The following is a 24,133-nucleotide window of genomic DNA, read 5'->3' on the forward strand; positions in this document are numbered from 1 at the left end:
ATATAGTTTTAAAAGTAAACAGAAGAACTTATTGATCTGATTGGTACTTTTTGTGAAAACCTTTTACAATAAAAGGGTAGCACAGAAAAGAGGGAGGTATGACAATGGAACATCATCAACTAAAAGCATTTCCGCAAGATTTTTTATGGGGCTCTGCTTCGGCAGCTTATCAAGTGGAAGGTGCTTGGAATGAAGACGGCAAAGGCGCATCTGTTTGGGATGAATTTGTTCGGCTACCAGGAAAAACGTTCAAAGAGACAACTGGCGATTTAGCCGTCGATCATTATCATCGTTTCAAAGAAGATGTGGCTTTAATGAAACAACAAGGTTTAAAAGCATATCGTTTCTCGATTGCATGGACACGAATTTTACCTGAAGGGCGTGGTCGAGTAAATCAAGCGGGACTGAAATTTTATTCAGATTTAATTGATGAGTTATTAGCGGCAGGAATTGAACCAATGGTAACTTTGTATCATTGGGATTTGCCAGCTGTTTTGCAAAAAGAATATGGTGGCTGGGAATCAAGAAAAATTATTGATGATTTTGTGGCCTATGCGAAAATTTTATTTGACGCTTTCCGTGGCAAAGTTCGCTATTGGATTAGTTTAAATGAACAAAATGTGTTTACTTCGTTAGGTTATCAATTAGCCGTGCATCCTCCCGGCGTAACAGATAATAAACGGATGTATGAGGCCAATCATATTGCTAATTTAGCCAATGCAGCAGTGATTAATGCGTTTCATGAATTAGAAATGCCTGGCAAAATTGGCCCTAGCTTTGCTTATACGCCTGTTTATGCCGTTGATGCGCATCCTGCCAATGTTTTGGCGGCAGAAAATGCAGAAGATTTGTTGTCGCATTTTTGGTTGGATGTCTATCTTTGGGGAGAATACCCAATTGCCGCATTAAATTACTTACAGGAGCAAGATGTGGCCCCAACGATAAAAGAGGGCGATTTAGCGTTACTACGTTCAGCCAAGCCTGATTTTCTAGGTATTAATTATTATCGGACGGATACGGTTGCTGCTAATCCATTAGATGGTGTTGGAATAGGGAAGATGAATACAACGGGTGAAAAGGGTTCTGAAACGGAATCTGGGGTACCGGGTCTATTTAAAAAAGTAAATAATCCATATGTTGAACGAACGAACTGGGATTGGGCCATTGACCCGCAAGGTTTGAGAATTGCCTTACGACGATTAGCTAGTCGCTATCAAGTGCCTATTTTAATTACTGAAAATGGGTTAGGCGAATATGATACCTTAACAGAAGATAAACAAATTCATGATACGTATCGCATTGATTATTTGCGAAGCCATATCCAAGCGATTCAAGAGGCGATTACGGATGGCGTTTCAGTTATTGGTTATTGTACATGGAGTTACACCGATTTACTGTCGTGGCTTAACGGCTATCAAAAGCGTTATGGTTTTGTCTATGTGGATCAAGATGAAACACAAAAAGGTTCCTTAGAAAGAATCCCGAAAGACAGTTATTATTGGTATCAAAAAGTCATTGAAACAAATGGACTTATCTAATTATAAGAAAAGAGTGTGGAAAATATGACAGTAAAAATGGGGTTTATTGGATTTGGTAAAAGTGCCAATCGTTACCATTTACCTTACGTAATGATTCGAGAAACACTAGAAGTGAAAACAATTTTCGATTTACATGTTAATGAAAAAGCAGCGGCGCCCTTTAAAGAAAAAGGCGTAAATTTTACCACTGACCTTAATGAATTATTGACGGATCCAGAAATTGAATTGATCACAATCTGTACGCCTGCGCATACACATTATGATTTAGCCAAACAAGCCATTTTAGCTGGTAAATCAGTGATTGTGGAAAAACCATTTTGTGATACGTTAGAACACGCAGAGGAATTATTTGCATTAGGGCAAGAAAAAGGGGTAGTAGTGATGCCTTATCAAAATCGACGTTTCGACGGCGATTACCTAGCGATGAAGCAAGTAGTAGAGCAAGGCTTTTTAGGAGAAATCAATGAAGTGGAAACGCATATTGATTATTATCGACCAGGAAGTATCACGGAACAAGGACCTAAAGAAAATGGTTCGTTTTACGGACTAGGCATTCATTTAATGGATCGCATGATTGCTCTTTTCGGGCGTCCAGATCAAGTCACTTATGATATTCGTAATAATGAAGTGAGCGAGGCAGTCGATAATTATTTTGACGTTGATTTACATTATGGTTCAAAATTAAAAGTAAAAGTTAAAACGAATCATTCTGTCGCTAGTCCGTATCCACGTTTTATTGTTCATGGCAGCAATGGCTCGTTCATCAAATATGGCGAAGATCAACAAGAAAATGATTTAAAAGCCGGAATCATGCCAGATGCACCAGGCTTTGGAGAAGATTCACCAATGTATTATGGAGAAGTGACCTACCGTAATGGCAATGGCGACTGGATTAAAAAACAAATTAAAACGCCTATAGGTGATTACGGTCGCTATTATGATTCCGTTTATGAAACGTTGAAAAATGGTGCACCGCAACTAGTAACTGAAGAGCAAGCATTAACTAACATCGAAATTTTAGAAGCAGGTTTCCTTAACCCAAGTCCAAGTGTTTATCGTTTGAAAGAAAACTAAAGCGTGTTTAAATGACTTGAAAAGCACCTGCCCCACAGTCCAGACAACTGTGGGGCAGGCGCTTTTATTTATAAAGAATTGTGAATTTTAATATAAGAAACGTATATTGTTAGTAAAAATAAAAAAAGGAAAGACATCTTAGTAGCACTACTTCCCCAAGAATTGCTACTAAAATGTCTTTTGTGATGCTCGCTCAATTGAAGAGCCTTAAATAGGATATCGAATATCCAGTATAAATGCAAGTAAACTACTTTATAGTTAATATTAGTATACTTCATAAAATAATTTTTCAAAGAGAAAAAGGCTTGTTATGAGAAAAAATTAATTTTTAACTCGTTTTTTCTAAGCAAGATTCGGGTGAAAAAGACAATAATTACTGAAGCTGAATGGTAATTAAAGAGGTTCTTTGCTAAAATAGGAAAGACAAGAAAGTTTGGTTAACGAAAGAACCAAATCAGAAAGGAGGACAACCAGTGGAAAGTTGGCTTTTTTTACTACTGATTGCCTTGATTGCGTTTGTTGCAAAAAATCAAAGTTTATTAATTGCGTCAGTTGTTGTGCTTGCTTTAAAAGCTTTACCAAATAGTGCGAAAATCATGTCGTGGTTGTCAGATAAAGGCATTAATTTAGGCGTCACAATTATTTCAATTACCATTTTAGTCCCGATTGCTACAGGACAAATTGGCTTAAAGGATTTAATTCAATCATTCAAAACACCGATGGGATGGCTGGGGATACTTTGTGGAATTCTGGTGGCTGTTTTATCCTCAAAAGGAGTAGGTTTAATTAATCAATCGCCTGAGATTACGGTGGCCTTAGTTTTTGGAACGATTCTTGGCGTCGTTTTTTTAAAAGGAATTGCAGCTGGTCCGATTATTGCATCGGGGATGATGTACGTAATCATTACTACCTTTCAAGCCTTTCAACACTAAAAAAGCAAACAAAACGCGTAAACGTTTTGTTTGCTTTTTTAGTGTTGATAAATGTCCACATTACTATCTAATATGCCACTTTCATTTTTTAAAGTAATGGTTCCCGCATTCGGATGAATCACTAGCTGTAAATGCCCTGTTAAAAACATTTGGTCATACGTCGAAGTATAGACGTGAAAAGAATCATTAGCAATTGTTTCGGTATAAGGCGCTTCTGCTTGATCAACAGGAACGATAATGAAACGATCGCCAATCATACAACAACCTTCTGCGGAAGAATAAGGATTAGAGCCGTCATTTGCTACCAACAAGAAGGTGTTCGTTTCAGTTAAGAAAGGGGCTAAACGTTGTTTTACTTCTTCAGAAATAGTCAGAGACATTTGCCTCACTCCTTTAAATAGTATGTAAAAGGAAGAGGGTAGCTTGTCGCTATGCCGCTCTTCAAAGGTTTTGTTATTTGCTTGTTTCTTTACTGCTTTTTTTGAAAAGAGCAATAGAAAAGGCGACAACTAAGACAACTGTTGCAGCTAAAACAAATGGATTTTTTGTTGCTGATGTGAACCCTAGGACTGTTGAACCAATCGCACCTACGTAAGATAAAATAATCGCTGCTTTCTTTGGTGTTGAAAGTTCTGTAAAGCTATCGCGGAAGGCGACACCTAAACCTAAAGCGCCAATAAAGGCAAACATCCCAAAAATAATGTGTAAAAAGACCATGAATTTCACCTCCAACAGTCAGTATAGAGAGAAATGGCTAGTTTGTAAACTAATTGAGCTTACTTGTGTTATTTATCACTTGATAAATGTCTTTGCCAATGCAAAAAAACAACGTACGATCAATCGGCAGTACGTTGTTTTTTAGTTTAATATAATTAGGAAGCAGAAGCCTTATTTTGCTGGATTTTTTTGATCGATTCTTCTGTTGGCGTCACATATAACGTTCGTTGGTTTTCATAAATCACATAACCTGGTTTTGCTCCATTGGGTTTATGCACATGTTTTACTTGGACATAGTCAACAGGCACTTGTGAAGAAAGTCGATATTTTGAAAAATAAGCTGCTAGAAGTGCGGCTTCAGTAAGGGTTTCTTCGCTAGGATGTGCGTCACGAATAATTACATGAGATCCAGGAATATCTTTGGCATGGAGCCAATAATCAGTTTTTTTAGCGGTTCGTAAAGTCAATTGATCATTTTGCAAATTGTTTTTTCCAACGAGAATAGGTGTGCCATCTGTAGCATAAAAAAGATCGGGTTGGCTTTTTTTCGGCTGTTTTTGTTTTTTATTTTTTTTACGTTTTAAATAGCCTTGTTCAATCAGTTCTTCACGAATCACTTCAATGTCCATTGGTGTCGCAATTTCAAGTTGTGCCACAACTGACTCTAAATAAGAAATTTCTTGTTGCGTTTGCTGAATTTGTGTCTTAACAACTCGGACAGCATTTTTCAATTTTTGATATTTTTGAAAATATTTTTGTGCATTTTGATTAGGTGAAAGTGCAGGATTTAGCGAGATACGCAACGGTGCATTTTCTTCATAATAATTTGGTAATTCCACCTCGGTGGCTCCTTTTGGGACTTGTGCCATGAAGGTTGTTAATAGTTCTCCGTCGCGACGGTAATTTTCAGCGTTTTCTGTATCGGCTAAGGTTTGTTGTAATTTTTTAAGTTTCTTTTGATTTCTTTTTAGTTCATTTTCAATTTTGCGAATTAGTTCGCCGCCTTGTTGTTTGACACGGTCTTTCTCTGCTTTACCAGAATAAAAGGCATCTAGTAATTCACTGAGTGTCGGATACGTTGTTTGTTCACCAACTAATGATTGATAAGGAATGGGCGTAAAATATTCTTTTTTTTCAGTGACGGTTAATGTCGGTACAACAGCTTCAGTGACTGAGGACCAAAATTCCGTCCAGATGGCCATTTTTTCATTTGGTTGTGCAAGTAAACGGGCACTTAATTCGTCTGCTGTATCTTTGCCTAGACCTTGGAAATGTTGTTGTAAATAGCGTCCGTTTAATTCAGGAGCTGTAGAAAGAAGCGCAAAGACTTCTTCTTTTGAGGCCGTGAGCGGATTAAGTCCCATTGGTTTTGGCGGTTCAATATAAGTTGCTCCAGGAAGCAACGAACGATAACTATTTTGGCTCATTCCAATGTGTTTTATCGCATCTAAGATTTTTCCAGAAGATTGGTTAACTAAAACGATTGTACTGTGACGTCCCATTAATTCAACAATCAAAACAATATTTTGTAAGTCACCTAGTTCATCTCTTTTTGAAAAGGTGAAGTGAATCACGCGATCATTTTCTATTTGTTGAATCGTTTCTAAAATGGCACCGTCCAGAAATTTTCGTAACATCATCACAAAATTAGGAGGTGTTTCCGGATTGCTATAGGTAATTGTAGATAGTTGTATGCGCGCATAACTAGGATGTGCTGATAATAATAATTTATGGTTTTTACCTTTCGCACGAATGACTAAAACGACTTCGTTTTCATAAGGCTGATGGATTTTTGAAATCCGGCCACTTACGAGTGTTTCTGTCAACTCATGAACCATGCTATGAGTAAATACGCCATCAAATGACATAATAAATCCCTCGTTTCTTTCCGACTAATAGCTTTATTATAGCGGAGTTTTTGAATTTAAGAAAGAAGCTTGTTAAAAAGGAGTTGGGTTTTCCTTAGAAAGCTGGGGAAGTTTGCTGGTTTTTTTAGTAATTAAAGCGCAAGGGTAGGCAAGAAAGAAAATGATTAGTATAATAGATAAGAACTAAAAGCGAGGAGCGATTAGAAGTTGAATAATTTTATGGAAGAACTAAAAGAGGCACTTTATGAATTAAGACAAAGAAAACTGTTAATGATTACCGCTATTGTAGCATTAGTATTAATAATTGGCTCAATCATTTTTATTCCAACGATGCAAAAAAATATTCGAGCTGCTCAAGTTGAATCGTTAGTCGCAGGACCCATCAAATCAGAGAAAGTCAGTGTCTTAGATTACAAAACAGCAGACAAGAAAATCCAAGAAACAGGAGCCATGTCAGTCATGTTTGCTAAACCGTCTGGCAAGCAATACGATCAAATGGTGAAGCTGTTTAATTCAGATAAAATGAATGAATTTCATCGATCGCTGTATATCTATCCGTTAATTTATAATGCTGGCAAAGCACAAGAGCAATACAATGTTAGCGGCGATGAGATCACGCTTGTTTTCTTTGAAAACGGCAAAGAAAAGACACGGACGGTTGTCGAAAAATCTATGGACTTAAAAACACAATTAATACCAGAATTAAATCGATTACCAATGGCTGGCGTTTTGAAAGACCAGCAAAAGGCAGCCCAAGAAGCTGAAAAAGAAGCAGCAAAGACCGCTGAAACACAGACGACGACCAGCACGACTGGCGTTGCTCAATCTACTGAAACGACGACAGAAAGCACTGATACAGTACCAGAAACTGGTGAATAATAGCTAGCTATGTTAAACTTAGATTGTAGAAAGTTTTAAGGAATTAGAAAGAGGGGATTTTCGATGGCATTAGTAATTTCAATGACGATTTTAGTAAGTTTATGGCTGATTCAATCGCAAAAACAAGCAGTTAAAGTTCCCGTGAAAATTGAAAGAAACCGAAACAATTAAGTGGTAAATATGCTGAAATAAAGAAAAACGAGCCTCTCATAAGAGTGGCTCGTTTTTTAGAAGTAAAAGAAATGCAAGAAAATAAAAACTTTTTCTTGACGAACAAAATCAATATAGTGTAGACTACCTTTAACAACATAACTAGGAGGGAAAATACATGACACAATTATCTAACGTAAAAGAAATGCACCAATCATGGCAAAACTGGCGTAGATAGTTGTATGTATGATTCTTTCATAGATACAACTTTAGAAGACTTATTCTAAAAAGTGTATCTATGCTGGTTATATTCAAGAAGAAAAAACGACCACATAGAGGACCCATCTATGTGGTTTTTGTTTTGCATAAAAACAACGACCACTCCTAAACACTTAGGATAAGTCGTTGTTTTTTTGCTACGAATCACTACGATTGGTACGAAGTGACAGAGTAGATGATGAGTAACACAAGGTGAACGAAGAGAACGTTGTCCCATTCGTACAATCACTACGATTGGCACGAAGTGACAGAGTAGATGATGAGTAGTACAAGGTGAGCGAAGAGAACGTTGTCACAATCGTAGAAAAGTGCTCCTGCGATTCTCACCAAAGTTGTGATCCTCGTCGCAGCTAAATCCTGACATTTGTAAAAAAGTGTTCCTAGGATTTTGACTAAGCAGAGGATTACGAATCTCAGTTTCACTTTCAACGGAAGAAACGCCCTATAGATAATGGTTTTATTATTAAAAAGAAAAAGTTGCCAAACAAAAGGGCAGTTAGGAGAATGCAAAATGAAAAATAAACGTTTAACGTTTGTCGTGTCTTTATTAGCTATTTATTTAATTGGTGCTTTTTTTGTGAATCAAAAAGTGACGAATTCAAAGAAAGACATAGTTACTGTAGGGGTTTTGCAGTTTGTCAGTCACCCCGCATTGGATGAAATTTATAAAGGTGTTGAGGAAGGGTTAAAGGAAAATGGCTATGACAAAGGCAAAAACTTAGAAATTATTTTTCAAAATGGTCAAGCCGACCAGAGTAAGTTAGCAATCATGAGTCAACAATTAGTACAAAAAAAGGCAGACGTTTTAATTGGCATCGCCACGCCAGCTGCGCAAGCTTTAGCCAACACTACCCAAGAAATCCCAATCATTTTAGGCGCCATTACGGATCCTGTTAGTGCAGGATTGGTGAAAGACAATCAAAAGCCAGGCGGTAATATCACGGGTGTTAGTGATCAATCTCCTTTGTCAGCCCAGATGGATTTACTAAAAGAATTGATACCAGCTGCCAAAAAAATAGGTATTCTCTATGCTTCCTCAGAAGAAAACTCTCGATACCAAGTAGCTGAAGCGCAGAAAGCAGCTGAAGCCAAAGGATTGACAGTGAAAACATATGCTGTGCCATCAAGTAATGAAATTGCACAAACGGTTCAAGTGATGACTAAGGAAACAGATGTGATTTATATACCAACTGATAATACGATTGCTAACGCCATGCAAACGGTAGTCGGAGAAGCAAATCGAACCAAGACGCCGATTATTCCTTCGGTGGATACGATGGTAGAACAAGGCGGTTTAGCAACTGTAGGGATTAATCAACATGCGTTGGGGGTACAAGCCGGAAAAATGGCAGCAGAGGTTCTGTCTGGAAAAAGTCAACCAGCAACTACACCCATTTATACCTTTAATACAGGCGACACAATTATCAATGAAAAACAAGCGCAAAAGTTAGGAATTACGATTCCCGCAGAGTTAGCAAAAAAAATCGAAATTGATTAACTAATTATCAAAGAAAGTAGGAGAAGCGATGATTGTTTCAGCAATTGGACAAGGAATGTTATGGGCCTTGTTAGGACTAGGTATTTTTATGACTTATCGTATTTTAAATTTTCCAGATATGACCACAGAAGGTTCATTTCCGTTAGGGGGGGCGGTTTGTGTAACCGCCATTACAACAGGGGTTTCACCATTTGTAGCGACTCTTTTAGGGGTCGGAGCAGGAATGCTTGCCGGTTTAGTGACTGGTTTACTGTTTACAAAAGGAAAAATTCCAATTATTTTAGCAGGAATTTTAGTGATGTCTGGTTTAAATTCCGTGATTTTATTTGTGATGAAATCGCCAAATAAGTCTTTATTAAACCAACCGAAGATTCAAGATGTTTTTCAAAAAATGGCCTTACCAGATTATTATGATACTATTTTTTTAGGGATTAGCGTTTTGGCTGTGGTAATGATTTTACTGTTATTTTTCTTTAACACTAGTTTAGGACAAGCCTATATTGCGACAGGTGACAATGAAGAAATGGCTCGCTCAATTGGCATTCAAACGGATCGCATGAAAATTTTAGGATTAGTTTTATCGAATGGCTTGATTGGCTTATCTGGCGCTTTGATTGCTCAAAATGATGGATATGCGGATGTAAGTAAAGGAACCGGCGTCATTGTGATTGGCTTGGCTTCACTCATTATTGGTGAAGTACTGTTTGGAGAATTAACGTTTGGTGAACGGTTGATGGCGATTGTTGTAGGCAGTATTATTTATCAACTATTGATTTTATTAGTGATTAAATTAGGCTTTGATACAACGTATTTGAAAATCTTCTCAGCAGTGATTTTAGCAATCTGTTTAATGATCCCGCAATTAAAAAAAGCATTGCGACTACACGGCTTTTCTGATAAGGGGGAAACGAAATGAAACCAGTTGTTGAATTAAAAAATGCGACAAAAATCATTGATAATGGGATGAATGAAAAAAAAGTGATTTTGGATCATGTGAACTTAGCCATTTATCCTGGGGACTTCATTACTGTTTTAGGTGGAAATGGCGCAGGCAAGAGTACGCTATTCAATAGTTTAGCAGGAACTTTGACACTAACAGAAGGACAATTTTTAATTGAAGGAGTCAATCGCACCAATCTTTCTGAAGTCAAACGGGCTAAATCTCTAGCGCGTGTTTTTCAAGATCCTAAAATGGGGACAGCACCAAGAATGACCGTGGCAGAAAATTTATTGCTTGCCATGAAACGCGGACAAAAACGTCCCTTAACATTACGGAAGATAAATGAGCAACGCGCCTTGTTTACAAAAATCTGTCAAGAAGTTGGCAATGGCTTGGAAAATCATCTGGATACACCGACAGGTAACCTTTCTGGCGGTCAACGCCAAGCCTTAAGTTTATTAATGGCCACTATCACAAAACCAGAATTATTACTTTTAGATGAACATACTGCTGCCTTAGATCCCAAAACATCCAAGCAGTTGATGCACTTAACGGAACAACGGATTGAAGAAGGGAACTTAACTTGTTTGATGATTACCCATCGAATGGAAGATGCTTTACGATATGGCAATCGTTTAATTGTTTTACAAAAAGGTAAAATTGTTCAAGATTTAAACGTTGCTGAAAAAGCACAATTAACGCTACAAGATTTGTTGCTGTTCTTTGAAGAAGTAGAGTAAAAAAACAAGCTCAGAAAATGAGCTTGTTTTTTTATTTTTTGACCAATCGGAAGAGTCGCTTGGGGAAAAAACGTTTGACAATTCGTTCCAGTAGCGAGGTCACCATAAAGCCCGCTGCGATGGCTGCAGCAGTAAAGACAACTTTTAAAATCAACTGCAAACCGTCATCAATATTTCCTAACAAAATGCTCCGAACCGCTTGATAGGCAGGGCCTCCTGGCACTAAAGGAACCAAACTTGGAATATAAAAAATAATCATCGGCATTTTTTTGTAACGGGAAAAAAAGATACTAGCGATTCCTAACCCGACCGTTCCTAAAAAGTTTGCAAAGGTTTGACTAGCATCAAAAGTTTGCGTTAAGACATAATAAATCATCCAACCTGTCATGCCAGTAATGCCACAAGCCACTAGTGCTTTACGAGGAATGTTCGTAATAATACCAAACGTCACAGTCGCTAAAAAACTAAAGAGAAGATGAAAAATTAGTTCCATTTGAACACTCCTTACATAAATAATTTAAAAATCAAGGCAATTCCCAGGCCAACAGACCCAGCAATAAAAATAGCTTCTGTCCCTCGCGCCGTCCCGCTGATGAGGTGGCCGGCTAAAATGTCGCGAAAAGAGTTCGTAATCGCCACACCTGGAACTAACGGCATCACCGCACCAATAATAATATTATCGATGTTGACCGCTAAGTGAAAATGCACAGCCAAATAGGCCAACAAACCAATGACAAAAGCGGCTGCGAATGAATCGAGGTAAGGAACTTGGAATAACTTTTGGGTAAAAAGATAACTGGCATACCCAATCACGCCAACAAAAAAAGTTGCAATAAAATCTTGCCAAGTGCCACCAAAAATGTACATTAACGTACAACTAACAATCCCGGCTGCTAACAAGCGTAACGAAATTGAAAAAGTGGGGGTATCTGTTTCTAATAGAGTTAAGCGCTGATAAAGCTCTGGTAGAGTAATCTCTTTTTGCGCAAATTCTCTTGATAATTGATTGACAAGGCTAACTTTTTCCAAATTAATCGAGCGCTGGGGGATGTTTTCTAATTGCGTATAATTACTGGAACGAAAGCCTACGAAAATCCCTGTAGCCGTCGTATAACAAACGCTCTCTGGCTCGCCAGCATTTGCAGCAATCCGAGTAATCGTATCTTCGGTTCTATATACTTCAGATCCGCTTTCCAGCATAATTTTTCCAGCTAAAATGCATGTATCAATAATTAATTGTTTTCTTTTTTCGCTATTAACCAAAGGAATGGCTCCTTTCATTTCGAGTTCACTTTTAGTGTATCATTTTTTTTAAGAACTGTACGCAATTTAAAACAGAGATAGAAAAAAAGTGTGATTTTTTACAAAAATGAAACGAATCTTAAGAATAAATGAAAACAAATAAGGAATTAGTAAAAATTATGGGTTAGTTGTAAGAATCTAGGATCTTTCCTTGCATTTTAGTAGGAAACATCCTATCCTAAACATAGAAAAACAAAGGGGTCAATAAAAATGGACAACCAATGGTTACTCTACGGAATTAGCAGTGTCGTATTAATTATTTTAATCAGAAGAACAATCCTATCAGGAAACATCGTATTAAGTTGTTTGTTGGGAGCGATTTTGCTGATTCAAGTAGTGGGAGTAGCTCTCTGTGCACAGCAGAAAAAGAAAAATGAACATACAAAAGAACTACCTTCTTCTAAAGTACATCAATAGAAGAAGGTAGTTTTCTCTTATAGTAAATCAAATTTTTTCAAGCCATTAACAATGCCATTTTCAGTATTTTTAGTTGAAATAAAGGTGGCTTTTTCTTTTAGTTCTTCTCGCGCATTACCCATGGCAATTCCATAATCACAGGCCTCAAACAGCGCCAAATCATTGATGCCATCACCAAAGGCATAAGTGGGAATGCCGTTTAATCCCAAGGTGTTAAAAAGATTTTTGACACCAGAGCCTTTAGAGACCCCTTTACGAACAATATCAATTGAAAAAGGACCATTGCGATAAAAGGTCAATTCAGGAAACCGCTCATAGTAATATTCATCATCATCGCCATGTTGACTTAAGACCAACATCATGTTGACGGCATCATTCTCATAACCTGTGGGATCAATTTCTGGAACAGCTGAATGAATATAATCATAGGCTTGTTTCACTGTGCCAGTATGCCCTGTACAAAAAATACGGCGCTCATTGTAAAAAGCCAATTCATGACCACGCTGTTTGACATGTTCATGCAGTGAAACACATTCCTCTGTTGTAAATTCATCTGAATAAATCGTTTTTCCTTCATAATGAATAAATTGCCCGTTCATTACAATCGCTGAGTCAATGCCACTGGCTTTCATAATTGGCTGAATCTCACACAAGGTCCGTCCTGTCGCAATTAAAGGTAAAATTTGATTGTCTTTCAAGGCCGCCACTGCTGCGGTAATCTCAGGAGTTATTTGCGATGTTCCATCTAACAAAGTTCCATCTAAATCAAAAAAAGTAATAGCTTTCATTTTATCCATACCCTAACATCCTCTCTACGCTTGTTATTTTAACAAACTTTTCTGAAAAGACAATGGGTTCCTTTCGTTTTCTTTAAAAGAGCAGGAAAAAAAGTGATTTTTGATGGTTCTGTAAAGGATTTTTGAAGAAATATAGAATCGGTTGGTACAAATTCAATTTTAGAGTATACTACAATAGAACAGTTTTATGAAAAGTGAATAAGGAGTGAATGAAATGAATATATTAATGATTGAAGACAATGAATCCGTCTCAGAAATGATGCAAATGTTTTTCTTAAATGAAGGGTGGGAAGCTACCTTTAAAGATGATGGCAAAGAAGGATTGGCGACTTTTCTTGCTTCGCCAGAAAAATGGGACATGATTACGTTAGACTTAAACTTACCTAGTATGGATGGGATGGCTGTTTGTCGTGAAATTCGCAAAGTTTCAGCCAATGTTCCCATTATTATGTTGACCGCTCGTGATTCTGAAAGTGACCAAGTAATTGGCCTTGAAATGGGTGCGGATGATTATGTGACAAAACCATTTAGTCCATTAACTTTGATTGCACGGATGAAAGCTCTACATCGTCGTGCCGAGGTGGCAGAGGCTGCGCATGATACGTCTGAGAATACAGATGAAACGTTTGATGTGATTACGGATCATTTTAAAATGAATACCAAAACACGAGAAACATATTTAGATAATCAATTAATCGAAGGCTTAACACCTAAAGAATTTGATTTGCTATACACTTTAGCAAAAAAACCACGCCAAGTCTTTTCACGCGAACAACTACTAGAATTGGTTTGGGACTATCAATACTTTGGCGATGAACGGACAGTTGATGCCCATATCAAAAAATTACGACAAAAAATTGAAAAAGTGGGTCCTCAAGTCATCCAAACGGTTTGGGGCGTAGGGTATAAATTCGACGATTCAGGTGTTGCTTAATGAAGTATTTGTATCAACAATTACTTGCTTTTATAGGTGTGATTGCTCTGATTATTCTCATTGTCGGAACGTCTTTCACACAATTGACCAAGCGCACAATGCAAGAAAATAACTATGAACAGCTGTATGGTTATGCAGAATCGGCTTTAGAAACACGTGACTTTTTTATTAATGTTGCAGGTGTTTCAGATCGAGATGTTTTATCCTATTCATTTCAGTTGACTGAGCGCGTACTCCAGAAGCAAGATGTGCAATTTGTGTTTATTAACAAGGACCGCGTAGTGCAGTACCCACCAGTTGATAGCACAAAAAAATTAGACTTTTCCTTAATCGATAAAAATTGGGATCAAATCATGAAAGGTAATCGTGTTTATGCAACAGAAAATATTGATATCTATGGGGAAAAGAATACTTCAGCTTATGTGATGCTGCCTGTGCGTGATAAAAATACTAATAATCTGCTTGGTGCAATAGTTATTACACAACCTGCCAAAAACGTTGACCGAAGTGTCCAGTCCGTGACACAAAACTTGATTAAAGGCTTTATTTTTTCTGGTGTGATTGCCTTGTTACTAAGTTATCTATTTGCGACTTTCCAAGTGAAACGAATTAATCGGATGCGTAAAGCTACCAAAGAAATTACTAGTGGAAATTTTGATATTCAATTACCGGTTCATGACAAAGATGAATTTGATGACCTAGCAGAAGATTTTAATAAAATGGCCGCGTCTTTAAAAGAATCACAAGAAGAAATCAATCGGCAAGAAGAGCGCCGTCGTCAATTTATGGCGGATGCCTCTCATGAAATGCGGACGCCTTTAACAACTATTAATGGCTTGTTAGAGGGATTGCAGTATAATGCTATTCCTGAAAATCAAAAAGAGAATGCGATTAAACTGATGCAAAATGAGACCGCTCGCTTGATTCGCTTAGTCAATGAAAATCTTGATTATGAAAAAATTCGGACCAACCAGATTCAAATTGTTGTGAAGAAGTTCAACGGAACAGAAGCTTTAGAAAATATTGTGACTCAACTAACGGCCAAAGCTGAAGCCGCCGGTAATCAATTGTATTTAGACACCACCGAACCAATTGATGTGTATGCCGATTATGATCGTTTCGTGCAAGTTGTTGTCAATATTGTTCAAAATGCCATCCAATTTACTGAAAATGGCGAAATTCATATTGCTTTAGAAAAAGGCTATTTAGAAACCATTGTCCGTATTTCTGATACAGGAATCGGCATGACGGAAGAGCAAATTCTGAATATCTGGGATCGTTATTACAAAGTAGATCCATCCCGTAAAAATACGAAATATGGAGAATCAGGATTAGGCTTACCAATCGTTCAACAATTGGTCCGCTTGCATAAAGGAAAAATCAATGTTGAGAGCGAACCTGGTAAAGGCACCACATTTATTATTTCATTTCCTGATGTTGAAATCACTGAAAACTAAAGAAAACGTCTGGTCACAATCAGTGCCAGACGTTTTCTTTAGTTTAATAACGCATGTAGAGACAGGGGGTGCACATAGGGACTATCAATAATTTGTGGATCTTTTGTCAGAAATAGCAAGCGCTTGTTTCTTTTTTGAACTGCTATTTTTAATTGAGGTAAAATTTCTTGACGTTGTCCAATCGTTAATGAAGAAAAGATGTCATCAATCACTAACGTACTTGTTTTTGAAAGCAAAAGTTGTATTATGCGCATTTTAATTTTTTCAAAAGTCGTAAAAGAAGTAAAGGAACGACCAAGTAAGGCAGGTTCTAATTGGAACACTTGGAAAGCTTCGGCTAGAACTATTTTTCGATCCCGTTCTTTGATCGTACTAGCGATAAATAAATTTTCTTCTAATGGCAAGTAAGGCAGAAAGGTTTCACTAGAAGAAAGCCTAGTAATGGTTAATTGGTTTGTTTGGAAAAAATCGGCCAATGCGAGTTCTTGTTCTGGAGCAGAATAAATGATTCCATAAACTTCTCGCAAAGCTAACGCGTCGAATGAGGATTTTTTTTCGGTTGTTTTTTTGAATGATGGTGTGACATTCATAGAAAATCCCTCCCTTATTTCTGATGTGTACGTAAATAAATCAACGTGAAAGGAGTCCCGCAAACAAGAGGAATACCAAGCAAGATTAAGCAGTTAACAAAGCAGTTACGGATTGTATAAAGCGACTGCATACTTTTAAAATCAAAAGAAAACGCTTGGATCGTTTGAATCCCTAAATGCTGGATATTTGTAATCGTGACATCCTGGTCGGTACTTTTAGCTAAAAATGCTGGAGTTTCCAAATGAGACCACTGTAAAATAGCATCACGAGCAGCCCAAAGAACAGTATTATACGTTTCTTGAAACATTAAAGTGAAAAGTAAAAAACTGAAAATTCCTAATAGAGCCGGTAAACATAACTCTAGTAAGAGCTGTTTGGTGACATACATATTTGAAAAGTGCATGTGATACCATGTATGTATTTCTTCCTTTTTTATGCGTAATGTCACATACATCAACAGAAGAAAAGTAACACCAAAGAAAATGACACTACCTAGATAGAGGTGCCAATAGTATTGGATCAGTTGGTAATGGTAACTAGTTTGTTTTTCAATATCGACAAAGTCTGGCATCGTTCGTAAAAACTCTTTTTCAAAATCAATTAAGTTAAACAGCCCAGTCAATAAGAAAGAGAACAGGAAGAAGAAGAGTGCAGTGATTAACGTGATTTTTTTATGATAAAAACTACTAGCTGTAGCGTAACGGACACTTCTCATCAACTTTCACCTCTCTAAACTATCTTTAGTATAGTGAAATAATATGAATTAATTATGAAAAAGTAGCAAAAAAGCTTGAGCAAATTGCTCAAGCTTTTTGAAGATTTATTTACCCGTTTTTTGATAGCCTTGATAACTGTCAGTGTGATATTCATCAACGGTTGATTTATTATTGTTTTTACTGTAAACACTCGTTGATTTTTCACCTTTTTCTTTTTCAATTGCTTCCAGTTGTTGCAATTGGTTCTTGTAATCATAGTCTTCTGGGTTAACTGGTTTTAAGCCGCTATTGGTATAGAAACGAAGCAAGTCACCGTTAGTAATTTGGTCAGACGTTTCTAATTGTTTCGTCGCTTTGGCTTTTAAATCAGCGACTTCTTTCTTAACTTCTTCGGTTGGCTCTGTAATTAAAGTGCCTGTTTTAGTATCGTAAATGCTAGAACCTAAAATAGTATATTTAGGTGTTACAACATTGCCGTTGCGGAAAGCAACGATTTGATTGTGTTGTTTAGAGAATAAATCTTGGCCTAACTGAATGTAGTTTTTCGTATCGACACCAAGCAAGTGTAGAAGGGTTGGTAAGGCATCAACTTGGCCGCCATACGTATGGTTCACACCGCCATTTTCTTGACCAGGAACGTGAATCATATAAGGAACACGTTGCATATTGGCGTTGTCAAAATCGTTCCAATCTGCTTTGGTTTTACCTACTAACTCTGCTAAGTTTTGGTTTCTTGAATTAGAAACCCCATAGTGATCGCCATAAAGAACAATGACTGAGTTTTCATAGAGACCTGAAGATTTCAAGTAGTTAAAGAATTCTTCGACCGCTTTATCTAAATAATTCGCTGTTGCAAAGTAACCATTAATTGTTTCGTCAGAGGTTTTTGCAATTGGGAATCCTGCTTCATCGTTTGTAAATTGAGAATAAGGATAATGATTGGATACAGCAATAAATTTAGAATAGAACGGTTGTTGTAAATGTTCTAAATATTGAACGGATTGATTAAAGAATGGTTTATCGTGTAACCCATATTGGAATGAGTTATCTGAATTAACATCATAATAACTAGCATCAAAGAAATAGTCATAGCCTAAACGTTTATAGGTTTCATTCCGATTCCAGAAGTTACCGGCATTTCCGTGGAAAGCAGCGCTAGTGTAACCTTGCGTTTGTTTTAAAATATCGGGTGCTGCTTCAAACGTATTTTTCCCACCAACTTGTGTAAAGAGTGAACCTTGGTCTAAACCAAATAGTGAATTTTCAAGTAACGTTTCGGCATCACTTGTTTTTCCTTGACCAACTTGGTGGAAGAAGTTATCAAAGCTAAAGGTACTTTTACTATTGTAAAGACTATTGATAAATGGTGTGACTTCGTGTTCTACGCCATTTTCATCTTTTAATTTGTAATTAACTAAAAATTGTTGGAAACTTTCTAAATGGATATAAATTACATTTTTGCCTTTTGCAATACCAAACTTACTATCATCGGGTGCCGCATATTGTTGTTTCACGTAATCTTCAACTTGTTTCATATCGTTAGCACTAGCTTCGGCACGGACTTGGTTTGTTTGGTAAGTTGTAATGCCATCGTACACGGTAAAGGCATTTAAGCCTAAGAATTTCACGATATAGTCACGAGAGAATTGACGTCCTAATAATTGGGGACGTTCTGTTTCAGCCATAAATAGATTGAATAAGAAAAAGACAACAGAAAGGAGTGTGACAGAGACTGCTACACGTGCGCGGACTGGACGCGCATCTGTTTTAATTTTTTTCGTTAATAATAATACGCCAATAATAATGAAGTCTAAGAAATAAATGACGTCATAAGGTCTAAAGAGACGTAAGGCACTTTCGCCAAGACCGCTAGCTACTTTGCCAGCACCAAGCATCGTATTAACTGTGATGAAGTCAGTAAATTCTCGATAATACACGACATTTGAGAAGAGCAGTAAACTCATCAAGAAGTAAATAATCATCATTGTAATATAAGAAGCTTTTTTACGGCGAACATACAAAGCGATGGCTAATAAAAAGACCGTTGTGGCAATTGGATTAATTAAGAGTATGAAATACTCGTTAATATTTTCCAAACGTAAATGGAAATCAACGGCGTACGCAAAGAGGTTTTTTAGCCACAGTAAGATGGCGATTAGCGAGAATAACCCCAGTCGCGTGTTCAAAATATTTGTTTTAAATAATTTTTTCAAAATAAACGTCCTTTCTAAACGATGATTCTATAAAAGTAAAATTAGGTAAATTTCGTATTTTACAATATCGCTTTAATTTTACTCTTTCACAAATTTTATGTCAATTCTTACCGAAGTGAAGAGTGGTGATGTTAAAGAAAACTTACTATTTCCTTAAACTTTTTAGTTCGTTAAATGACGTGAAGCTTGAATCCTTTAAAGACAGATGGGCCTTTTTTTGCTATACTAGATAGGACTTTGAAAAGTAGGTGTACAGAATGAAACTTCAAGTAACTAAAAAAGCAGAACATAAATTTAAAAAAGGATATCCTTTAATTCAGAAAGAAGATTTGCAACAAGTGCCGGCGCAGTTGCCAACAGATTGGCTTACTTTGATTGATAGTAAAGGCCAGCGTTTAGCCGAAGGATATTTAGGTGAACAAAATAAAGGAATTGGTTGGTTGCTGTCATGGCATGGACCAATTAATCAATCTTTTTTTCAACAACTCTTTGAAATAAGTCGTGAGAAGCGGACGTCTTTTGAAAAGGATTCGCTGACAACCGCTTATCGATTATTTAATGGAGAAGGAGATGGCATTGGGGGTCTAATCATCGATCGCTATGCAGATTACGCCGTTTTTTCATGGTATAATGAAACCCTTTATCAGAAAAAAGCCGAACTTTTGACGGCGTTTCGCACAGTTTACCCTGATATTATTGGTGCCTACGAAAAGATTCGCTTTTCCACAAAAGATTTACCCGAATCACAGTTTTTGTATGGCGAACAAGCACCCGAGCCATTACTTGTCACTGAAAATGGCGTTCAATTTGCTACCTATTTAAACGAAGGATTAATGACAGGCATCTTTTTAGATCAAAAAGAAGTTCGTGGTCGATTAGTAGATGGTTTTGCAGTAGGTAAAACAGTCTTAAATATGTTTAGTTATACAGGTGCTTTTTCAGTAGCTGCCGCTATGGGAGGTGCCGTGGCCACCACTAGTGTGGATTTAGCTAAACGAAGCTTACCGAAAACGACTGAGCAATTTGAAGTCAATCATTTAAATCTTGCCCCGCAAAAGATTATTGTCATGGATGTTTTTGACTACTTTAAATATGCTTCACGTAAAGGCTTGAGTTATGACATGATCATTTTGGATCCGCCGAGTTTTGCTCGCAACAAAAAGAAAGTTTTTTCCGTTGCTAAAAATTATGGGGAGCTAGTGAAAGATTCTATTGATATTTTAACGGATAAGGGAACGCTTATTGCCTCAACCAATGCGGCAAATTTATCCTTAGCCAAATATAAAAAAATGGTGATTACTGCCTTGCAAGAGAAAAATGTTCGTTACAAGATTACGGACACGTATCAATTACCGGCAGACTTTCAAGTGAATCCTAATTTTCCAGAAGGTAATTACTTAAAAGTCCTGTTTATCGAAATTGAAAAATAATTTTTTACACCAAGCAAAAGTCCCAGCGCCGCTAATCGGCATTGGGACTTTTGCTTGGTGTTTATTTTATAGTAACTTTTGGGCTTTTTGGGTATTTGCAAAATGCAGCTTCGCGTAGTTCGCTAATAAGTCTAGGCCGCCTTTTTTCAAAATACGGGCGGCTACTTGGTCTGATTTGCTGCCAGCACCAGAGGGCACAGAGAAACCCAATTCTGCAGATTCTTTGTCTAACTCTTCTAAAAAAGCAGCGCGGCTAATAATAGAGGCGGCAGCAACGGCAACATGATACTGCTCTCCTTTAGTGACGAAGAACAATTTTTCAGTGACTTGATTTTTTTCATTACGAACATATTTCCGATAGTTATTTTCAGGGGTGAATTGGTCAATCAAAATCCCTTCTGGGTTTGTGGGAGCCAACTCTTGTAGCAACAGATAAATCGCTTGGTTATGCAAAGCGACTTTCATGTGTACAGCATTGTAGTTTGGTTGGATCTCATTGTATTTTTTTGGTTCAACGATTAATAACTTGTAAGGAATCAGTTCTTTAATGACATGTGACAATTGAATAATTTGTGGGTCGGTTAATTCTTTGGAATCACAAACACCCAATGCTTTTAGTTTGCTAATCATGCTTTTGTCAACATAGGCAGAACAGACAGTTACAGGACCAAAATAGCTGCCATTACCGACTTCATCGGAACCTATCACAGACCAGTTGCCAAAATCAGCAGGCAGTGTAGTAGTCTGGGCAGAAACTTTTTTCTGTGGTGTGGTACTCGTTCCTTCCCAACGAGCGGCCTCTTTTTCAGCTTGAGGTCCCTGAAACATGACTTTACCTGATTGATAAGCAGTGATGGTAGTGGTGCCAACCTTGGCCACAAAGACAGTATAAGGGACCGTTTTATTTAAACGATTGGGTTGATAAACAGTGGTCATCTCTGCTAATGTTTTTTTACTAACTTTAATTACGTGATTCTGTGCCATCAATTGTTCCTCATTTCTTGATATTTCTTCTTTACTATAGTAAAGGAAAAACAAGTAAATGAAAAGGTTTTGCGTTAGCTTGTTCCTGAAAATGACAATGTTTAGGAAATGTATAATTTTTTTCTATAGTTGGGCGCTAGTTGTTATCTAAATTTTTATTCAGTGCTATACTGTGGGAGAGAAGGAGACGATGAAAGAGTCGACTAGAACAAGGGGTGATGTGTTTGAGAAGAAAAAAAGAAATGCAAGAAAATGAACCAATAGCAGTGACTGCTAACGCGGAACGCTATTATCCAGAAGATAAACAAGGCTTGACGGCCGCACAAGTTGAAGAAAGACAGCGAAAAGGCTTAGTCAATGCCGCCGTCGATACAGAGTTTATCACAACGAAACAGATTGTTATTAATAACGTATTTACGTATTTCAACTTAATTTTTGTGGTACTAGGTGCGTTATTAATGCTGGTACAATCTTATAAAAATATGACCTTTTTGCCAGTAGTAATCATTAATACGGTCATTGGAATTTACCAAGAAATTAAGTCGAAGAAAGTATTAGATAGCTTAAATATTCTAAACGCTACAAAAGTAACCGTTGTAAGGGATGGCCAAGAACAAGAAATTTCGCCAGATGAACTGGTTTTGGATGATGTGGTGCTCTTTAAATCGGGTGAACAGATTTCTGGGGATGCAATTGTCTTATCTGGTGAAGTCCGTGTGAATGAATCCTTGTTAACTGGGGAATCTGATGAGATTACCAAAGTAGCAGATAGTCAACTTTTGTCAGGTAGCTTTATTGTGTCAGGTTCTTGTTATGCAAGAATTGATAAAATTGGCGCTGAGGCCTATGTTCATCAATTAACGCTTGAAGCGAAATCAATTAAAAAAGGGGAACAATCAGAGATGGTCGGTTCCATTAACCGTTTGGTGAAATGGGTAGGGATTATTATTATTCCAATCGGCTGTGTTCTATTTTTCCAAAGTTATTTCATCAACCATCAAGGGCTTCATGACAGCATTGTCTCCATGGAAGCTGCCTTGATTGGGATGATTCCAGAAGGGTTGTACCTTTTAACAACCGTTGCATTAGCTGCCAGCACAATGCGCTTAGCGAAGCGCGGCGTTTTATTGCACAACATGAAAAGTATCGAATCCTTAGCACGTGTTGATGTGTTATGTGTAGATAAAACAGGAACAATTACTGAAAACACGATGGAAGTCCAAGAGTTGGTTCCTGTGGTGAGTATCGAAAATGATGGTACAGACTTAACCAATGTCGAAAAATTAATTGGCGATTTTTGCCGAACAATGTCAGCTGACAATGATACGATGAAAGCGATGAAAGAATTTTTTGTTACTAATAATCAGAGGGAAGCCGTTAGCTACACCTCGTTTTCGTCTGTCGAAAAATTTAGTAGCGTGACTTTCCCAGAAGCGACGTATATTCTTGGGGCGCCAGAGATGATTTTGAGAGACAATTATGAAATGTATCAATCTGAAGTGGAACATTATACAAGTCAAGGCTATCGCTTATTGGTGTTCGGAAAGTATTTAGGAGAATTTCAGGAAACGTTGGCAGCAGAGGTTCAACCTCTAGGCTACATTCTTCTTTGGAATCCGATTCGTAAAGAAGCCAAAGCAACTTTTGAATATTTCGCTGAACAAAATGTGGCCATTAAGGTCATTTCTGGCGATAATCCTTTAACAGTATCCAATGTAGCACAAGCGGCAGGCATTATTGGTGCTGAAAATTATGTGGACGCGCGAACATTAACTACAATGGAAGCCCAGACAGAAGCTTTAGAAAAATACACCGTTTTTGGTCGTGTCACGCCAGAACAAAAGAAACAATTTGTACTATTGTTGAAAAAATTAGATCATACAGTGGCGATGACAGGGGATGGAGTTAATGATATTTTAGCCATGAAAGAAGCAGATTGTAGTATTGCCATGGCTTCAGGAAATCAAGCTACAGCACAAGCCTCGCAAGTTGTGTTGTTAGATTCTGATTTTTCAACGATGCCGGAGGTTGTCTTTGAAGGCCGCCAAGTAGTTAATAACATTGAACGCTCTTCAAGTTTATTCCTTGTAAAAAATATTTTCTCCTTGCTAATGTCTGTCTTTGCTATGATTTTTGCCGTGACATATCCTTTACAACCAACACAAGTCACATTGATTAGTTTATTTACAATTGGGATTCCTTCGACATTTCTAGCTTTGGAACCAAATCATCGTCGCATTGAAGGGAAATTTCTTTTCAATGTGTTATCAAAAGCAATTCCTGGTGGGTTAACGGATATGTTAGTAGTCGGTGCCTTACTAATTTGTGGTGATATTCTTGCACTTCAAAAAACGGACATTTCAACGACTGCAACATTGTTGCTAGTTTCAGTCGGCTTTATGGTTCTTTATAAAATTAGTTCACCAATGAATCGTTACCGCAAGCGCGTAATGATTGGCTGTTTAATCGGAATGGTTATTACAAGTATTTCCATGAAAAACTTGTTCTCGTTAACTTCGGTATCGCCAACAGCCTTGTTACTTTTAGCCATTCTTTTCTTTGCAGCAGACTCAACTTTCCAACATTTATCAACCATTTCTGAAAAAGTTCAATTATGGTTTTATAAGAAAAGACATTAGGAGCAAAACACCGAGCCAAAATTATTTTGGTTCGGTGT

At 37.3% G+C, this 24,133-nt stretch carries 22 protein-coding genes; 12 read left to right on the forward strand and 10 right to left on the reverse strand.

From position 1 onward, the window contains the following. Nucleotides 1–104 precede the first annotated feature (104 nt). From IGJ04_RS14380 to IGJ04_RS14390, 3 genes are all read left to right on the forward strand, one after another. Nucleotides 105–1,538, forward strand: a complete 1,434-nt coding sequence (locus IGJ04_RS14380; RefSeq protein ID WP_438840308.1) for a glycoside hydrolase family 1 protein — start codon at nucleotides 105–107, stop codon at nucleotides 1,536–1,538. Between the two features lie 24 nt (nucleotides 1,539–1,562). Continuing rightward, nucleotides 1,563–2,612 carry an oxidoreductase gene (locus tag IGJ04_RS14385; protein WP_025186595.1) on the forward strand — a complete coding sequence of 350 codons (1,050 nt, stop codon included), beginning with the start codon at nucleotides 1,563–1,565 and terminating at the stop codon, nucleotides 2,610–2,612. Between the two features lie 473 nt (nucleotides 2,613–3,085). After that, nucleotides 3,086–3,544, forward strand: a complete 459-nt coding sequence (locus tag IGJ04_RS14390) for a DUF441 domain-containing protein (protein ID WP_002357887.1) — start codon at nucleotides 3,086–3,088, stop codon at nucleotides 3,542–3,544. Between the two features lie 38 nt (nucleotides 3,545–3,582). On the opposite strand, the gene IGJ04_RS14395 is transcribed toward IGJ04_RS14390, so the two are convergent. The 3 genes from IGJ04_RS14395 to efbA all read right to left on the reverse strand — a co-directional run bounded on the left by IGJ04_RS14395 (nucleotide 3,583) and on the right by efbA (nucleotide 6,129). Then, nucleotides 3,583–3,924 (reverse strand): iron-sulfur cluster biosynthesis family protein, encoded by a 342-nt coding sequence (locus IGJ04_RS14395; RefSeq protein WP_002391631.1) that lies wholly within the window; start codon nucleotides 3,922–3,924, stop codon nucleotides 3,583–3,585. 73 nt (nucleotides 3,925–3,997) lie between these two features. Further along, entirely contained in the window at nucleotides 3,998–4,261 is a 264-nt protein-coding gene (locus IGJ04_RS14400; protein ID WP_002381957.1) for a hypothetical protein, read from the reverse strand. Nucleotides 4,262–4,416: 155 nt separating this feature from the next. Then, nucleotides 4,417–6,129, reverse strand: a complete 1,713-nt coding sequence (gene efbA / locus IGJ04_RS14405; protein ID WP_002407011.1) for a fibronectin-binding protein EfbA — start codon at nucleotides 6,127–6,129, stop codon at nucleotides 4,417–4,419. Nucleotides 6,130–6,348: 219 nt separating this feature from the next. Here efbA and IGJ04_RS14410 point away from each other — a divergent pair, with 219 nt between their 5' ends. From IGJ04_RS14410 to IGJ04_RS14425, 4 genes are all read left to right on the forward strand, one after another. Next, nucleotides 6,349–7,008, forward strand: coding sequence for a hypothetical protein (locus IGJ04_RS14410; RefSeq protein ID WP_002386659.1), 660 nt, complete (start codon nucleotides 6,349–6,351; stop codon nucleotides 7,006–7,008). A 940-nt stretch (nucleotides 7,009–7,948) separates the two neighbouring features. After that, nucleotides 7,949–8,935 (forward strand): tryptophan ABC transporter substrate-binding protein, encoded by a 987-nt coding sequence (gene trpX / locus IGJ04_RS14415; protein ID WP_438840309.1) that lies wholly within the window; start codon nucleotides 7,949–7,951, stop codon nucleotides 8,933–8,935. Between the two features lie 28 nt (nucleotides 8,936–8,963). Next, on the forward strand, nucleotides 8,964–9,851 hold the full coding sequence (locus IGJ04_RS14420) for an ABC transporter permease (RefSeq protein ID WP_002357879.1): 888 nt from the start codon (nucleotides 8,964–8,966) through the stop codon (nucleotides 9,849–9,851). Continuing rightward, nucleotides 9,848–10,615 (forward strand): ATP-binding cassette domain-containing protein, encoded by a 768-nt coding sequence (locus IGJ04_RS14425; RefSeq protein ID WP_202577579.1) that lies wholly within the window; start codon nucleotides 9,848–9,850, stop codon nucleotides 10,613–10,615. Before IGJ04_RS14420 ends, IGJ04_RS14425 begins: the two co-directional genes overlap by 4 nt. A gap of 31 nt (nucleotides 10,616–10,646) precedes the next feature. Here IGJ04_RS14425 and IGJ04_RS14430 read toward each other — a convergent pair whose 3' ends face one another. Both IGJ04_RS14430 and IGJ04_RS14435 read right to left on the reverse strand, forming a co-directional pair. Further along, nucleotides 10,647–11,108 carry a threonine/serine exporter family protein gene (locus IGJ04_RS14430; protein ID WP_002357877.1) on the reverse strand — a complete coding sequence of 154 codons (462 nt, stop codon included), beginning with the start codon at nucleotides 11,106–11,108 and terminating at the stop codon, nucleotides 10,647–10,649. A gap of 11 nt (nucleotides 11,109–11,119) precedes the next feature. After that, complete coding sequence (locus IGJ04_RS14435) at nucleotides 11,120–11,896, reverse strand: threonine/serine exporter family protein (protein WP_002378231.1); 777 nt, start codon at nucleotides 11,894–11,896, stop codon at nucleotides 11,120–11,122. 231 nt (nucleotides 11,897–12,127) lie between these two features. On the opposite strand from IGJ04_RS14435, the gene IGJ04_RS14440 reads away from it, so the two are divergent. Beyond that, nucleotides 12,128–12,334 carry a hypothetical protein gene (locus tag IGJ04_RS14440; RefSeq protein ID WP_002357875.1) on the forward strand — a complete coding sequence of 69 codons (207 nt, stop codon included), beginning with the start codon at nucleotides 12,128–12,130 and terminating at the stop codon, nucleotides 12,332–12,334. A 17-nt stretch (nucleotides 12,335–12,351) separates the two neighbouring features. Here IGJ04_RS14440 and IGJ04_RS14445 read toward each other — a convergent pair whose 3' ends face one another. Further along, nucleotides 12,352–13,131, reverse strand: coding sequence for a Cof-type HAD-IIB family hydrolase (locus tag IGJ04_RS14445; protein ID WP_002363786.1), 780 nt, complete (start codon nucleotides 13,129–13,131; stop codon nucleotides 12,352–12,354). A gap of 214 nt (nucleotides 13,132–13,345) precedes the next feature. On the opposite strand from IGJ04_RS14445, the gene IGJ04_RS14450 reads away from it, so the two are divergent. Together IGJ04_RS14450 and IGJ04_RS14455 are read left to right on the forward strand one after the other, a co-directional pair. Further along, nucleotides 13,346–14,065, forward strand: a complete 720-nt coding sequence (locus tag IGJ04_RS14450; protein ID WP_002381953.1) for a response regulator transcription factor — start codon at nucleotides 13,346–13,348, stop codon at nucleotides 14,063–14,065. Beyond that, nucleotides 14,065–15,522 (forward strand): sensor histidine kinase, encoded by a 1,458-nt coding sequence (locus IGJ04_RS14455; RefSeq protein WP_002377728.1) that lies wholly within the window; start codon nucleotides 14,065–14,067, stop codon nucleotides 15,520–15,522. Before IGJ04_RS14450 ends, IGJ04_RS14455 begins: the two co-directional genes overlap by 1 nt. Before the next feature lie 38 nt (nucleotides 15,523–15,560). Here IGJ04_RS14455 and IGJ04_RS14460 read toward each other — a convergent pair whose 3' ends face one another. The 3 genes from IGJ04_RS14460 to IGJ04_RS14470 form a co-directional block, all read right to left on the reverse strand. Further along, a complete protein-coding gene (locus tag IGJ04_RS14460) occupies nucleotides 15,561–16,112 on the reverse strand; it encodes a hypothetical protein (protein WP_202334808.1) in 552 nt (183 codons plus the stop codon). Nucleotides 16,113–16,126: 14 nt separating this feature from the next. Then, on the reverse strand, nucleotides 16,127–16,828 hold the full coding sequence (locus IGJ04_RS14465) for a hypothetical protein (protein ID WP_002357870.1): 702 nt from the start codon (nucleotides 16,826–16,828) through the stop codon (nucleotides 16,127–16,129). A 105-nt stretch (nucleotides 16,829–16,933) separates the two neighbouring features. Further along, the gene (locus IGJ04_RS14470; RefSeq protein ID WP_002357869.1) at nucleotides 16,934–19,042 is read right to left on the reverse strand and encodes an LTA synthase family protein; all 2,109 of its coding nucleotides are present in this window, start codon (nucleotides 19,040–19,042) and stop codon (nucleotides 16,934–16,936) included. A gap of 257 nt (nucleotides 19,043–19,299) precedes the next feature. On the opposite strand from IGJ04_RS14470, the gene IGJ04_RS14475 reads away from it, so the two are divergent. Beyond that, the gene (locus tag IGJ04_RS14475; RefSeq protein ID WP_010828728.1) at nucleotides 19,300–20,472 is read left to right on the forward strand and encodes a class I SAM-dependent rRNA methyltransferase; all 1,173 of its coding nucleotides are present in this window, start codon (nucleotides 19,300–19,302) and stop codon (nucleotides 20,470–20,472) included. A gap of 66 nt (nucleotides 20,473–20,538) precedes the next feature. On the opposite strand, the gene rnhC is transcribed toward IGJ04_RS14475, so the two are convergent. Beyond that, the gene (gene rnhC / locus IGJ04_RS14480; RefSeq protein ID WP_438840310.1) at nucleotides 20,539–21,456 is read right to left on the reverse strand and encodes a ribonuclease HIII; all 918 of its coding nucleotides are present in this window, start codon (nucleotides 21,454–21,456) and stop codon (nucleotides 20,539–20,541) included. A gap of 218 nt (nucleotides 21,457–21,674) precedes the next feature. Here rnhC and IGJ04_RS14485 point away from each other — a divergent pair, with 218 nt between their 5' ends. Further along, nucleotides 21,675–24,095, forward strand: coding sequence for a cation-translocating P-type ATPase (locus tag IGJ04_RS14485; protein WP_438840311.1), 2,421 nt, complete (start codon nucleotides 21,675–21,677; stop codon nucleotides 24,093–24,095). Nucleotides 24,096–24,133: the final 38 nt, after the last annotated feature.

This window comes from Enterococcus sp. AZ050 (genome assembly GCF_051715085.1).
Classification (GTDB): domain Bacteria; phylum Bacillota; class Bacilli; order Lactobacillales; family Enterococcaceae; genus Enterococcus; species Enterococcus faecalis.